The sequence below is a fragment of the Serratia nevei genome, assembly GCF_037948395.1.
Classification (GTDB): Bacteria; Pseudomonadota; Gammaproteobacteria; order Enterobacterales; family Enterobacteriaceae; genus Serratia; species Serratia nevei.
On record NZ_CP149940.1, the window covers coordinates 2,718,362 to 2,732,857 of the forward strand.

General features: G+C 60.3%; 14 protein-coding genes. 10 read left to right on the forward strand and 4 right to left on the reverse strand.

The window, feature by feature from the left end:
- Positions 1–5 precede the first annotated feature (5 nt).
- From V8N38_RS13060 to ogt, 7 genes are all read left to right on the forward strand, one after another.
- Positions 6–1,289 carry a Gfo/Idh/MocA family protein gene (locus tag V8N38_RS13060; RefSeq protein ID WP_060439857.1) on the forward strand — a complete coding sequence of 428 codons (1,284 nt, stop codon included), beginning with the start codon at positions 6–8 and terminating at the stop codon, positions 1,287–1,289.
- 17 nt (positions 1,290–1,306) lie between these two features.
- The gene (locus V8N38_RS13065; protein ID WP_147840043.1) at positions 1,307–2,212 is read left to right on the forward strand and encodes an ROK family protein; all 906 of its coding nucleotides are present in this window, start codon (positions 1,307–1,309) and stop codon (positions 2,210–2,212) included.
- 332 nt (positions 2,213–2,544) lie between these two features.
- The gene (agaR, locus tag V8N38_RS13070) at positions 2,545–3,315 is read left to right on the forward strand and encodes a transcriptional repressor AgaR (protein WP_147839909.1); all 771 of its coding nucleotides are present in this window, start codon (positions 2,545–2,547) and stop codon (positions 3,313–3,315) included.
- A 25-nt stretch (positions 3,316–3,340) separates the two neighbouring features.
- The gene (locus V8N38_RS13075; RefSeq protein ID WP_084827743.1) at positions 3,341–4,507 is read left to right on the forward strand and encodes an SIS domain-containing protein; all 1,167 of its coding nucleotides are present in this window, start codon (positions 3,341–3,343) and stop codon (positions 4,505–4,507) included.
- 9 nt (positions 4,508–4,516) lie between these two features.
- On the forward strand, positions 4,517–5,371 hold the full coding sequence (locus V8N38_RS13080) for a tagatose bisphosphate family class II aldolase (protein ID WP_049199756.1): 855 nt from the start codon (positions 4,517–4,519) through the stop codon (positions 5,369–5,371).
- Positions 5,372–5,676: 305 nt separating this feature from the next.
- Positions 5,677–5,988, forward strand: coding sequence for a hypothetical protein (locus V8N38_RS13085; RefSeq protein WP_049198300.1), 312 nt, complete (start codon positions 5,677–5,679; stop codon positions 5,986–5,988).
- A 219-nt stretch (positions 5,989–6,207) separates the two neighbouring features.
- Entirely contained in the window at positions 6,208–6,738 is a 531-nt protein-coding gene (ogt, locus tag V8N38_RS13090) for a methylated-DNA--[protein]-cysteine S-methyltransferase (RefSeq protein WP_060418648.1), read from the forward strand.
- Here the strand turns inward: ogt and V8N38_RS13095 are convergent.
- Together V8N38_RS13095 and V8N38_RS13100 are read right to left on the reverse strand one after the other, a co-directional pair.
- Positions 6,735–7,262 carry a glycine zipper family protein gene (locus V8N38_RS13095; RefSeq protein WP_147839908.1) on the reverse strand — a complete coding sequence of 176 codons (528 nt, stop codon included), beginning with the start codon at positions 7,260–7,262 and terminating at the stop codon, positions 6,735–6,737. The two genes, ogt and V8N38_RS13095, sit on opposite strands and share 4 nt — an antisense overlap.
- A 16-nt stretch (positions 7,263–7,278) precedes the next feature.
- Positions 7,279–7,641 (reverse strand): hypothetical protein, encoded by a 363-nt coding sequence (locus V8N38_RS13100; RefSeq protein ID WP_204275788.1) that lies wholly within the window; start codon positions 7,639–7,641, stop codon positions 7,279–7,281.
- A 366-nt stretch (positions 7,642–8,007) separates the two neighbouring features.
- Between V8N38_RS13100 and V8N38_RS13105 the strand changes: the two genes are divergently transcribed.
- A complete protein-coding gene (locus tag V8N38_RS13105; RefSeq protein WP_004938278.1) occupies positions 8,008–8,772 on the forward strand; it encodes an FNR family transcription factor in 765 nt (254 codons plus the stop codon).
- Positions 8,773–8,898: 126 nt separating this feature from the next.
- Positions 8,899–9,861, forward strand: coding sequence for a universal stress protein UspE (gene uspE / locus V8N38_RS13110; protein WP_004938281.1), 963 nt, complete (start codon positions 8,899–8,901; stop codon positions 9,859–9,861).
- 57 nt (positions 9,862–9,918) lie between these two features.
- Here uspE and pntB read toward each other — a convergent pair whose 3' ends face one another.
- Positions 9,919–11,313: a Re/Si-specific NAD(P)(+) transhydrogenase subunit beta gene (gene pntB, locus V8N38_RS13115; RefSeq protein WP_060439853.1), complete on the reverse strand. Its 1,395-nt coding sequence runs from the start codon at positions 11,311–11,313 to the stop codon at positions 9,919–9,921.
- Positions 11,314–11,323: 10 nt separating this feature from the next.
- Positions 11,324–12,853, reverse strand: a complete 1,530-nt coding sequence (gene pntA, locus V8N38_RS13120) for a Re/Si-specific NAD(P)(+) transhydrogenase subunit alpha (RefSeq protein ID WP_084827742.1) — start codon at positions 12,851–12,853, stop codon at positions 11,324–11,326.
- 537 nt (positions 12,854–13,390) lie between these two features.
- On the opposite strand from pntA, the gene ydgH reads away from it, so the two are divergent.
- The gene (gene ydgH, locus V8N38_RS13125) at positions 13,391–14,341 is read left to right on the forward strand and encodes a DUF1471 family protein YdgH (RefSeq protein ID WP_049198294.1); all 951 of its coding nucleotides are present in this window, start codon (positions 13,391–13,393) and stop codon (positions 14,339–14,341) included.
- Positions 14,342–14,496 lie beyond the last annotated feature (155 nt).

Sequence of the window (14,496 nt, forward strand, 5' to 3'; positions counted from 1 at the left end):
CAGCAATGTCGTCAACACAACCCAACAACGTTGCCCAGCGCCCGGTGCAGGTACTGGTGGTCGGCGCCGGCGCGCGCGGTGAAATCTACTCGCGCTATGCGCTGGCGCACCCCGATTTGATGCAGGTGGTGGCGGTGGCGGAACCGCGCGACGCCTACCGCGAGCAGTTCGTGGCGCAGCACGCCATCGCACCGGAAAACGTCTTCACCGACTGGCGCCAGGCCGCCGATGCCGGCAAGCTGGCCGACGCGGTGCTGATCTGCACTCAGGATCAGATGCACCTGGAACCGGCGCTGGCCTTCGCCCGCCAGGGCTACGCCATGCTGCTGGAAAAGCCGCTGTCGCCGGACGCCGACGAGTGCCGCGCCATCGTCGCCGAGGTGGTGCGCCAAAAGCTGATCTTCTCGGTCGGCCACGTGCTGCGCTACACCCGCTATACCCAAAAGCTCAAGCAGCTGCTGCGCGACGGCGCGATCGGCGACATCGTCAGCCTGCAACACCTGGAGCCGGTCGGCTACTGGCATCAGGCGCACTCCTTCGTGCGCGGCAACTGGCGCAACGATCGGCAGGCCGCCTTTATGCTGCTGCAGAAATCCTGCCACGACATCGATTGGATCCGCTACGTGATGGAGCAGCCCTGCGAACAGGTCAGCTCCTTCGGCAACCTGCGCCACTTCCGCCAGGACAACCAACCGGCCGGCGCGGCGGACAACTGCCTGGATTGCGCGGTGGAGGCGTCCTGCCCCTATTCCGCCAAACGCATCTATCTGGGCGACGACCACAAGGCCACGCCTGGCTTTCTGCGCGTGTTGACGCCAGAACCCGACCAGACGACGCTGCGGGCGGCGCTGCGCGACGGGCCCTACGGCCGCTGCGTTTACCGCTGCGACAATAACGTGGTCGATCATCAGGTGGTCAACATGCAGTTCGCCGGCGGCCGCACCGCGTCGTTCACCATGACGGCCTTTACCCGCCACGAAGATCGCCACACCCGCATCTTCGGCAGCCGCGGCTGCCTGGAAGGCGACGGCCGCCATATCCGCATCACCTCGTTCCTCGACGACGGCGAAACGCATTACGACACCGACGCCGGCCAGGATCTGCACGCCATGGCCGGCCACGGCGGCGGCGACTACTACCTGATGCAGCACTTTATCGCGGCCATTCGCACCAACGATCCGAGCCAGGTGTTGGCCGGCCCGGCGGAAGCGCTGGAGAGCCACCTGATGGTGTTCGCCGCCGAACGCGCGCGCCGCGAAGCGGCGGTGATCGCCCTGAACGGAGCCTGACCATGAGCACGAGAGAGATGCGTTACGGCTTCGACATCGGCGGCACCAAGATCGAAATGGCCGCTTACGATCGCCGGCTCAATCAGGTGCTGCTTCAGCGCGTGCACACCCCAACCGGCGATTATGGCGAGTTCGTGGCCTGCATCGCCGGGCTGGTCAAGCAGGCGGACCGCGAGCTGCATACGCGCGGCAGCATCGGCATCGGCCTGCCGGGGATCACCGACCCCGTCAGCCGCCGCCAGCTGGCGGTCAACGTGCCCTGCCTGACCGGGCATTGCCTGGCGGATGATTTGACGCAGGCGCTGGCGCGGCCAATCGCCATCGAGAACGACTGCCGCTGTTTCGCGCTGTCGGAAGCCAGCACGCCGCAAACCGCCCATCTGCCGCTGGTGTTCGGCGCCATCATCGGCACCGGTGCCGGCGGTGGCCTGGTGGTGAACCGGCAATTGCACAAGGGGCGCAACGGGCTGGCGGGCGAATGGGGCCATATGCCGATCTCCGCCCAGCTGGCGCAGCGCTACGATCTGCCGCTGTTCGGCTGCAACTGCGGGCTGACCGGCTGCTTTGAACGCTACGTCTCCGGCAGCGGGCTGCTGGCGCTGAGCCGCCACTTTGCCCATCCGGCCGCCGACGTGCCGGCGCTGGTCGCCAGCTATCGCGCGGGGGATCAGCTCGCACAGTGGCTGATGACCGTCTACGTCGACATTCTGGCCAGCGCGCTGGCCGGTTTGCAGCTGCTACTGGACGTCGATGCCTTCGTGCTGGGCGGTGGGTTGTCGAACGTCGGCGAGCTGTATCGGCTGCTGCCGGCGGCGATGCGGCACTGGCTGCTGCCGGGCGTGGAACCGGCAGCGGTATTCCCGCCGGTGCACGGTGACAGCAGCGGCGTGCGTGGCGCGGCGCTATTACAGGCGGCGGCATAAAAAAACAGTGAAAGCCCGGCGGCTGTCGAATGATCGCTGCGGCTTTCGCCGCCGCAGGGCCGAATAAAGCCATCGCGAGAATTGTCGACTGAAAAATAACGAATTTGCCGTTTTCACTTTGTGTTAATACCGCTTTCGGTTACCGCTAAACCGAAAGTAAAATTAAATATAACCAACTGATAGATATAGATATTTTAAAATTAATCGATTGCATTTCAGTGTTTCGTTTGCTGTAATTCGCCACGAACAACTGAAAGCGCTCCGGTCGGTATCGCTGCGGCTTATTAAGCCGCGGTCGGGCACGGCTACAGGTAAATCAGGAGTCTGCGTTAATGATCAATACCGCAAAACGCCGGGAATTAATTATCGACCAGCTGTGCCGCGAAGGCTCGGTGCGCGTGGAACAGCTCAGCCAGCAGTTTTCGGTGTCCAGCGTCACCATCCGCAGCGATCTGCACCAGCTGGAAAAACACGGCTGCGCGGTGCGCGCTTACGGCGGCGCCATGTTGAACAAACAGTTCGCCTTCGATCGCCCGCTGCAGGACAAGGGCCGCATCAACCGCGACGTAAAACACGCCATCGCCTGCGCGGCGGCGGCGCTGATTGAAGACGGCGACGCCGTCATCCTCGACTCCGGCTCCACCACCAGCCAGATGGCGCCGCAGCTGGCGGGGAAAAAGGATCTGGTGGTGATGACCAACGCGCTGAACATCGCCTTCGAGCTGGCCAACAACGAGCAGATCGATCTGATGGTGGTCGGCGGCAGCGTGCGCCGCAAGGCCTGGTCGCTGTACGGCCCCGCCGCCGAACAGCAGCTGCGCCAGTACCGGTTCGACAAGCTGTTTCTCGGCGTCGACGGTTTCGATCTGGCGGGCGGCATCACCACGCCGGATCCGGGCGAAGCGCAGCTGAACCGCGTGATGTGCGAGGTGGCGCGCGAAGTGATCGCCATCGCCGACGCCAGCAAATTCGGCCGCACCAGCTTTTGCATGATCCGCGAAATCGGCCAGATCCACCGCCTGGTCACCGACGGCCGCATTCCGGAACACTATCTGCAGGCGCTGCACCATTTAGGGATCGACGTGATTATCGCCGACCGTTAACCGAGGCTTTTAAGGAGTTGTCATCATGAACGCGTATTTCTCTTACGAGGCGGATTGGCTGAAGCAGCGCAACGCCTGGCACACCGCCGCAGAGATTTGGCAGCAGCCGGATCTGTGGGCGGCGCTGCACCGGCAACTGCAGGAGCAACAGGCGCAGTGGCAGCCGTTCCTGGCGCCGCTGTTGGCCAATCCTCGGCTGCAAATCGTGCTGTGCGGCGCCGGCAGCTCGGCGTTCGCCGGCCGCGCCCTGGCGCCCTGGCTGCGCGAACGCACCGGCCGCGACGTGGCGGCCTACGGCACCACCGATATCGTCGCCAACCCGCGGCAGTATCTCGATCCTGAGCGGCCGACGCTGCTGGTCTCCTTCGCCCGCTCGGGCAACAGCCCGGAGAGCGTGGCGACGGTGGAGCTGGCCGACCAGCTGCTGCCGGAAAGCTACCACCTGATGCTGGTCTGCAACCCGGACAGCAAGCTGGCGCAGTATGCGCATCGGCGCGACAACGTCTGTTCGCTGGTGATGCCGCAAGGCTCCAACGATCAGAGCTTCGCCATGACCTCCAGCTTCAGCTGCATGATGCTGAGCGCCGCGCTGCTGCTCGGCCCGCTTTCGCTCGAGGCCGCCCAGGCGCCGCTGAACGCCATGGTGCAGCGCTGCCGCGCACTGCGCGAAACGCTGCAGCCACAGGTAAAGGCGCTGGCCGCCAGCGGTTTCCGCCGTTATATCACTCTCGGCGGCAGCTGCTTTACCGGCCTGGCGGAAGAGGCCTCGCTCAAGATGCTGGAGCTGACCGCCGGGCGCATCGTGACGCGCTACGACTCGCCGCTCGGCCTGCGCCACGGCCCGAAATTTATGGTCGACGGCCAAACCTTGGTGGTGGTGATGTTCTCCCACGACGACTACGCCCGCCAGTATGACCGCGATCTGTGGAACGAGCTGCAGCGCGACGGGTTGGCGATGCAATTGGTCGGTTTGACCGGCCAGCCCCGGACACCGTCCGATGCCCTGCTGCCTATGCACCAGGCCACGGACGATATTTGGCTGCTGTTCCCGTATCTGCTGTTCACCCAGATGCTGGCCTTCGAGAGTTCGCTGGCGCTGGGGCTGACCCCAGACAACCCTTGCCCCACCGGCGAGGTTAACCGGGTGGTGAAAGGCGTGACGATTTACCGTTTCCCTTCCCCCGTGCAGTAAGGAGATCCCATGTATCTGATAGCCAACCGAGAAATGCTGCTCAAGGCGCAGCGCCAGGGTTACGCCGTCCCGGCGTTTAACGTTCACAATCTGGAAACCGTGCAGGTGGTGGCGGAAACCGCCGCCGAGCTGCGCTCGCCGGTGATCATGGCCGGCACGCCCGGCACCTTCAGCTACGCCGGCACCGACTACCTGATCGGCATTTGCCAATCGGCCGCGCACCGCTACGATTTGCCGCTGGCGCTGCATCTGGATCATCACGAAGAGCTGGACGACATCGAGCACAAGGTGAAAAGCGGCATCCGTTCGGTGATGATCGACGGTTCCCATCTGCCGTTCGAGCAGAACATCGCCAAAGTGGCTGCTGCGGTCACCTTGTGCCACCGCTATGGCGCCAGCGTGGAAGCGGAACTGGGCCGCCTGGGCGGGCAGGAAGACGATCTGATCGTCGATACGGCGGACAGTTTCTATACCGACCCGGTGGCGGCACGCGAGTTCGTCGCCGCCACCGGCATCGATTCGCTGGCGGTGGCGATAGGTTCCGCCCACGGCCTGTATCACGGCGAGCCGAAGCTGGACTTCGAGCGCCTGGCGCTGATCCGCGAACAGGTGGACGTGCCCCTGGTGCTGCACGGCGCCTCCGGCATTCCGGAGGCGATGGTCAAACGCGCGATCTCGCTCGGCGTCTGCAAGGTCAACGTCGCCACCGAACTGAAAATCGCCTTCGCCGATGCGGTGAAAAGCTACTTTTCACAGCACCCGGATGCCAACGACCCGCGCAAATATATCGTCCCCGGCAAGCTGGCGATGAAAGAAGTGGTGGCGGAAAAGATCCGCATCTGCGGCAGCAGCGGCATGCTGTAACCCCGCGCTCGCCCCCGGTTTCGTGGCTGCACCACGGGGGCGAAAACATCCCGCCATTTCCCGCTTTCCTGAGAGAACGATCACAGCCTTTTACCCTGCCCGCGCCGGAAACCATTAACCGGTCTTCACTATGATCCAAATCATGGTTTTACTCACCCTACCTCCCTATTATCAAATTCATTGGATGCAGGCAGTAGGATTTTTGCCCATTCGTTTTTATTTCGCCAGGCGAAATAGCTTATTTGATGAAAACAAGCGTGCTTGTTTTTTAATTGGCAGCATTTTTACTCTGAGAGGAACAGCGTATGAACCATTACTTAGCCGTATTAAGCGCATTGGTCATTCTGCCCTTCGCTCTGCAAGCAAAACCGCTTTCCGGCAGCCCGGTCGCCTCCGGCGTCGTGCGCTTCACCGGCGCCATTACCACCCCGGCCTGCACCATCACACATCAGGATGAACAGCTTATCTCCAACTGCTTCGGTAAAGTGACGGAATATCAGAACGGGTATATTTCCTCTTCGTTAAAAGAAATGCCAAAAGAATTAGTCTCTGCCGTCACCAGCGAAATGGTGAATAACGATCCCCATTTAAAGCGCGTGACCATCAGCTATAAGTAACGCCAACGCGTTAATGTCTGATGAAATAATAAACAAGACACGACTTGTCTTGGTTACTTATAAATTTATTTTATAAATTTAACGTACAATGACTCGCCGGCTTACCCTGAGCCGGCTATTTGGGCAACCCTGCGGTTGCCCATCAGCATGTCCGAAATCCGCCATCGCTTCCCCCGCTTTCATGCGATAATCGCCATACCAACCCGAGGAGTGATCCAGATGCAGACTTTTTTGATTGATCGTACCGCCACGCCGGTGGGAGAACTGGTGCTGATTGCCGATGAACAGGGGCGCCTGCGGGCGATTGACTGGACCGATCACGAAGCGCGCCTGATGAAGCTGCTGAATACCCACTACCGCGCCGATCGCTTCACCCTGCGCGAGCAGCGCGATCCCAGCGGGCTGACCGACGCGATGCAACGCTATTTCGCCGGGGAACTGGGCATTATCGATCGGCTGCCGGTGATGACCGCCGGCACCGAGTTCCAACGCACCGTGTGGCAACAGCTGCGCCAAATCCCGTGCGGCGAGATCCTGACCTACGGCCAGCTGGCGCAACGTATCGGCCGCCCGACCGCCTCACGCGCGGTCGGCATGGCCAACGGTTCGAATCCGATCAGCATCGTGGTGCCCTGCCACCGGGTGATCGGTTCGCAGGGCGCGCTGACCGGCTATGCCGGCGGCGTGCAGCGCAAGCAGTGGCTGCTGCAGCACGAAGGTTACCTGCCGCAGGATCTGCTCTCGCGCTAGCGCGGCACATAGTCCGGCGGGACGCCCTCCGCCGGGGCGGCGGGATAGTAGTCCGGCGGCACCGGCGATGAGGTGGCCTCACCATAACCGTAGGCCACCGGCACCTTGTTACCTTTGGCGTACATGCACTGCGTATACACGGTATCATAGCGGTCTTGCAGGTCATCGCTGCTGCGCCAGGCCGAGTTATTGGCCATCGCGCTGCCGACCAGCAACCCGCCGCCCGCGCCGATCAGCGCGCCGGGGCCGGCATGACCGGATGCGGCGCCAATCAACGCCCCTGCCGTCGCGCCGACGGCCGTTCCCGCCACCGCCGTTCCCGTCGCCGAATTGGCCGCCGTTTGTGCGCCGCTGCCAAGGCTGTTTTGCGCATAGCTGCGGCACATGGCCTCATCGCGATTGAATTGTTCGTAACTTTTCCCCGTGCCGGGCAGCGCGGTGACCCCGGGCCCGGAAGGCGCAGAGACGCAGCCGGCCAACAGCCCGGCCAGCGCCACTATCGGGAAAGCAAAAGAGTGTCTCATCACGCACCGCCTTTAATCACCGGGAGAACGGACCGTCTGGCACCACCTTCATCCAACCGTCAGGACAACGCGGCACCTGGGGGTAATAGCCCGCCGGGCGGCGGCAGTAGTAGGCATAGCTCGGCGGCTTTTCGATATAGGTCTGCGGCGGCGGCGGCGTGACATACACCACCGGCGGCGGCGGGTAATAGAGCGGCGGCGGCCCCCAGGGCACGCCGATCACCACGCGCGGCCCACCGTAATAATAGCCGTGCCGGTAGTAGCCGTGGCCGTAATAGCCGTGGGCGAAGGCGGCGGCGCTGGCCGTCATCAACACCGCGGCGGCCGCCATCAACAGTATGCGCTTTTTCATCATCCACTCCCGAACAGGATCGTTCACCTGCCTTTCTGACCTTCAGCTTAACGCCGATGCGGCGCGGCTTTGCGGTGAGGATTCGGATGAATGCGACAAGCTTTCGCCAGTAAATGTGTCAAAGGATGATTGATTCACGCCGCTAAAACCTGTCAATGCGAGCCGCGCAGACCACCCGCGCCGATTGCCCTGCCTTATGCCGCCGGAATGGCGACCGCACGTTGCGCATAAGTGCCAAATAAATCTAGCGACTTCAGCGCGATACAGAATAATCGGCGGCATGTGTGCGCAAAATTCGCACACAATACCCCTATTCATGCTAATGCCACCCTTATCAGCTGCAGCAAAAGATGTTAAAATTGACTCATATCAATTATTGAATGAGCGTAATCTATGATCCCGGAAAAACGCGTGATTCGTCGTATCCAGTCTGGTGGTTGTGCGATCCATTGCCAGGACTGCAGCATCAGCCAGCTGTGCATTCCTTTCACCCTTAATGCCCACGAGCTGGACCAGCTCGACAACATTATCGAGAGGAAAAAGCCCATCCAGAAAGGCCAGACCCTGTTCAAGGCCGGCGACGAGCTGAAATCGCTGTACGCGATCCGTTCCGGGACCATCAAAAGCTACACCATCACCGAGCAAGGCGACGAGCAGATCACCGGTTTCCACCTGGCGGGTGACCTGGTGGGCTTCGACGCCATCGGCGGTCTGAAGCACCCAAGCTTCGCTCAGGCGCTGGAAACCTCGATGGTGTGCGAGATCCCATTCGAAACCCTCGACGATCTGTCCGGCAAAATGCCTAATCTGCGTCAGCAGATCATGCGACTGATGAGCGGCGAGATCAAAGGCGACCAGGACATGATCCTGCTGCTGTCGAAGAAAAATGCCGAAGAGCGCCTGGCGGCGTTCGTTTACAACCTGTCGCGCCGCTTCGCGGAGCGTGGCTTCTCGCCGCGCGAGTTCCGGTTGACCATGACCCGCGGCGACATCGGCAACTACCTCGGCCTGACGGTGGAAACCATCAGCCGCCTGCTGGGCCGCTTCCAGAAAAGCGAAATCCTCAGCGTGAAAGGCAAATACATCACCATCGAAAACGCCGACGCCCTGTCGGTGCTGGCCGGTACGCCACGCATCAACGTGACCGTCAACGCCTGATTCCCCTGCCGGATCAACATTTCACCGAAATTGTTGATCCGGCACGCTTCTGTTGTTGTTCTGTTTTTCAATGTTGGGTTACTCTGTAAATTAACAGACTGTTGATTTCAGCTGTAAGGAGGCCCTATGGCGAAGTATCAGAATCTTCTGGTGGCTATTGACCCCAATCAGGACGATCAGCCGGCATTGCGCCGCGCCGTGTACCTGGTAAAACGGAACGGCGGGCGCATCAAAGCCTTCCTGCCCATTTATGACTTCTCTTACGAAATGACGACCCTGCTCTCCCCGGACGAAAGAACGGCGATGCGGCAAGGTGTGATCAGCCAACGCGCCGCCTGGATCAACGAGCAGTGCCGCTTCTATCTCAACGACGGCGTGCCGATCGAAATCAAAGTGGTCTGGCATAACCGCCCCTTCGAAGCCATCATTCAGGAAGTGCTTTCCGGCCAGCATGATCTGCTGCTGAAAATGGCGCACCAGCACGACCGGCTGGAGTCGGTGATCTTCACCCCCACCGACTGGCACCTGCTGCGCAAATGCCCTTGCCCGGTGTGGATGGTAAAAGACCAACCCTGGCCAGAAGGCGGCAAAGCGCTGGTGGCGGTCAACCTGGCCAGCGAAGAACCCTATCACGACCCGCTCAATATCAAACTGGTGCAAGAAACCGTCGAACTGGCGCAGAACGTCAACCAGACCGAGGTTCACCTGGTCGGCGCCTATCCCGTTACCCCGATCAACATCGCCATCGAGCTGCCCGACTTCGATCCGAGCGTCTACAACGACGCCATCCGCGGCCAGCATCTGATCGCCATGAAGGCGCTGCGGCAGAAATTCTGCATTAAGGAAGAGTTCACCCACGTGGAAAAAGGCCTGCCGGAAGAGGTGATCCCCGATCTGGCCGAACACCTGCAGGCCGGCGTGGTGGTTCTGGGCACCCTGGGCCGCACCGGCATTTCGGCGGCCTTTATCGGCAACACCGCGGAACATGTGATCGACCATCTGAAATGCGATCTGCTGGTGATTAAGCCGGAGAACTTCAACTGCCCGATCGAGGCGGATGAAGACGATGAGCACGACGACGAAGATTAGCCTTCACGCATAAAAAAATGGGCCGCTAATAAGCGGCCCGTTTTTTTGGTTGCTCAACTACTTCTGCAATGCCCGCAGAATCGCTTCCACGCTGTCTTTGGCATCGCCGAACAGCATCTGGGTGTTCTCCTTGAAGAACAGCGGGTTCTGCACGCCGGCGTAACCGGTGTTCATTGAGCGTTTAAACGCGATCACGTTCTGCGCTTTCCACACTTCCAATACCGGCATGCCGGCGATCGGGCTGCGCGGATCTTCCAATGCCGCCGGGTTCACCGTGTCGTTAGCGCCAATCACCAGCACGGTGTCGGTATCCGGGAAATCTTCGTTGATTTCATCCATCTCCAGCACCACGTCGTACGGCACCTTCGCCTCCGCCAGCAGCACGTTCATGTGGCCCGGCAAACGCCCCGCGACCGGGTGAATGCCGAAGCGCACCTTCACGCCGCGCGCCCGCAGTTTCTCGGTGATTTCTGCCACCGGATATTGCGCCTGCGCCACCGCCATGCCGTAACCCGGCGTGATGATCACCGAGGTGGAGTTCTTCAGCTGCTCGGCCACCTCTTCCGCCGTGGTTTCACGGTATTCGCCCATCTCTTCGGCATCGCCGGTAGACGAACCGTCACTGCCGAAACCGCCGGCGATCACGCTGATAAACGAGCGGTTCATTGCCTTACACATAATGTAAGACAGGATCGCCCCCGAAGAGCCCACCAGCGCGCCGGTGACGATCAGCAGATCGTTGCTCAGCATGAAGCCCGCCGCGGCCGCCGCCCACCCCGAGTAGGAGTTGAGCATCGACACCACCACCGGCATGTCGGCGCCGCCGATCGAGGCCACCAGATGCCAGCCGAACGCCAGTGCGATCGCCGTCATCAGCAGCAGCGTCACCACCTGCCAGCCCACGCTGTCGGTACGCACGAACGCCACCAGCAGCAGGAACGAGAGCACCAACGCCGCCAGATTCAGCTTGTGGCGGTTCGGCAGCATCAGCGGTTTGGAAGAGATGATGCCGCGCAGCTTGCCGAAGGCGACAATCGAACCGGTGAAGGTTACCGCGCCGATAAAGATACCGAGGAACACTTCGGTCAGATGGATATTCGCCATCACCGGCTCCATCGGCGCGCCGTGATCCAGGTAGCTGTTGAAACCGACCAGCACCGCTGCCAGGCCAACGAAGCTATGCAACACCGCCACCAGCTCCGGCATTTCGGTCATCTCGACCTTCTTGGCCAGATAGACGCCGATCGAGCCGCCGATGATCATGGCGATGATGATCCAGCCGACGTTGCCGGAATCCGGCCCCAGAATGGTGGCGATCAGCGCGATCGCCATACCGGCGACGCCGAACAGGTTGCCCTGCTTCGACGTTTCATGGCGCGACAGGCCCGCCAGGCTGAAAATAAACAAAATAGCGGCAACAATGTATGCAGCTGTAACCAATCCTCCAGACATTTGTTACCCCTTAGTTCTTGCGGAACATCTTCAGCATGCGCTGAGTGACGGTGAACCCACCGAAAATATTGATGCTGGCGATCAGCACGGCGATAAAGGAGAGGAAACTCACCCAGCCGCCATGGCCGATCTGCAACAGCGCACCGACCACGATAATCCCTGAGATCGCGTTGGTGACCGACATCAACGGGGTATGCAGCGCATGGCTGACGTTCCAGACCACGTAGTAACCTACCACGCAGGCCAGCGCGAACACGGTAAAGTGCGACAGGAACTCTTTCGGCGCCGCATCCGCCAGCCAGCCGAATAGCAGGATCGCCAGGGCAATCAGGCCGTACTTCAGCCACGGCGAGGTCGGTTTGGCTTCGGGTTTGGCCACCGGTGCGGCGGCGGGCGCCGCTTTCGGCTGGGCGGAGACCTGAATCGGCGGCGCAGGCCAGGTGACTTCACCGCTGCGCACCACGGTAACGCCGCGGATCACCGTATCGTCGAAATCGATGTCGATCTCACCGTTTTTCTCTTTCGACAACAGCTTCAGCAGGTTGACCAGGTTGGTGCCGTAAAGCTGCGAAGATTGCGTCGGCAAACGGCTCGGCAGGTCGGTATAGCCGATGATTTTCACGCCGTTGTCGGTCACGGTAATGGTGTCGGCCACCGTCAGTTCGCAGTTGCCGCCGGTTTGCGCCGCCAGATCGACGATCACGCTGCCCGGTTTCATCGACGCCACCATCTCTTTGGTGATCAGCTTCGGCGCCGGTTTACCCGGGATCAACGCGGTAGTGACGATGATATCGACCTCCGCGGCCTGCGCGGCGAACAGCGCCATCTCGGCCTTGATAAAGGCTTCAGACATCACTTTGGCGTAGCCGTCGCCGCTGCCCGCTTCCTCTTCAAAATCCAGCTCGAGGAATTCCGCGCCCATGCTCTGCACCTGCTCTTTCACTTCCGGGCGGGTGTCGAAGGCGCGCACGATGGCGCCGAGGCTGCCCGCGGCGCCGATCGCCGCCAGGCCGGCCACGCCGGCACCGATGATCATCACCTTGGCCGGCGGCACTTTGCCGGCGGCGGTGATCTGGCCGGTGAAGAAGCGGCCAAACTCATGCGCCGCTTCGACGATCGCGCGGTAGCCGGCGATGTTGGCCATCGAGCTCAGCGCATCCATCGACTGGGCGCGCGAGATGCGCGGTACCGAGTCCATCGCCAGCGCGGTGACGTTGCGCGCCGCCAGCTTGGCCATCAATTCGGGGTTTTGCGCCGGCCAGATAAAGCTGACCAGCGTGCTGCCTTCGCGCATCAAGGCGATCTCGTCGTCTTGCGGCGCGTTGACTTTCAGGATCAGATCCGACTGCCACACTTCGCTTTCGTCGACCAGCGCCGCACCGGCGGCTTCGTAGGCGACGTCCTCAAAACTGGCCAGTTTGCCCGCCCCGCGTTCAATCGCGACGGTAAAACCCAGCTTCAGCAGTTGTTCCACCGTTTTCGGCGTGGCTGCGACCCGGGCTTCATTGGCCAACCGCTCTCTTGGTACACCAATACGCATAATGTTCCCTTCTCACCTGTCTTGGATGATGTTTATTATTTTCCTGCCCATAGCATGACGCCAGCGGCGAGCGAGGCGTTAACTTGCCCGCACTGATTTCAGACGCCAACTATAACCTACTGAAAATAAGGTCGATGATCCATAATTGCTTACGCATTCAGCTCTGTTTTTACATAAAAACGCCGCGTGTGATATGACAAATCGCAATTTACCGTGAAAAAACCCATACAGAACAGCGCATTCTGCGTGACAAGAGGTTTACGCTCGGCGTAACGATTTATGGCCACGCGCGGCGAAAAAGCATAAAAGTTATCATTTTGTGAATAATTAACATTAATGACACCAGAGCCTTTATTATGGAAACTTATGACGATGGCGCCATCCGTGCGGCCCGCGTCAACGTCGGCGATTTGTCGCACGGGATAACATAAAATGCTGAGACAGTTTTCAGAATTACATGTAATAATCGACGGCTGAATTACACTTAAACAGTTCAGTACGTTATAAACGTTAATGCGCTAGGCGAAAGGATTTTTTATGAAGCTGAAGACCACGATCATCGCGTCAGCCTTGTTATCACTCACCGCGCTGTCTGCTCATGCGGCGCAAGAGTTAACTCCTGAGAAAGCAGCGGCGCTGAAGCCGTTTGATCGCATCACGATTACCGGCCGCTTCAATGCCATCAATGAAGCCGTCGACGCCGTATCCCGCCGTGCAGACAAACTGGGTGCAGATTCCTTCTATATCCAGGACAGCAACAACAGCAACAACGGCGGCAACTGGCGCGTCACCGCAGACCTTTATCATAAAGATGCGCCAGAAGTGAGCAAAACACCAAAATACCGCGTATTTAACGGCGTGAACGAACTGCCTAAAGATGAAGCCTATCTGCTGGAGCCTTACGATACCGTGAGCGTCAGCGGTTTCTACCGCAGCCAGCCGGACATCAACGACGCCATCTCCAAAGAAGCGAAGAAAAAAGGCGCTGCATCCTTCTTCATCGTGCGCCAGGTTGACGCCAACTCCGGCGGTAATCAGTTCGTCACCGCCTACATCTATAAGGCCGATGCGCCAAAACGCCGCGTGCAGAGCCCGGATGCCATTCCGGCCGATTCTGACGCCGGCCGCGCCGCGCTGGCCGCCGGTGGCGCCGCTGCCGCGAAAGTCGAAATCCCTGGCGTCGCGTCTTCCGGTTCGCCAAGCCGCGACGTGGGCCGTTTCTTCGAAACCCAGTCCTCTACCGGCCAGCGCTATACCGTCACGCTGCCTAACGGCACCAAGATCCAGGAAGTGAACAACGTGACCGCCGCGCAGATGGTGCCGTTCGATTCCGTCACCTTCACCGGCCACTTCAACAGCATGACCGATGTCTCCACCGAAGTGGCGAAACGCGCGGCCGAGAAAGGCGCCAAGTACTACCACGTCACCCGTCAGTGGCAGAACAAGAGCGGCGGCAACCTGACCGTCAGCGCCGATCTGTTCAAATAAAACCCGCTTTTCGGTTTACCATCGGGCAGCCCTTGAGCTGCCCGTTTTTATTGCCGCTTTTTTCATCGCACGTTGAATAGTTTTTTGTAAATTCCGCATATTCAATCATTGCATCTCTAATCATCCCTCCGTAAAATTTGCGCCAATTTTTAGGG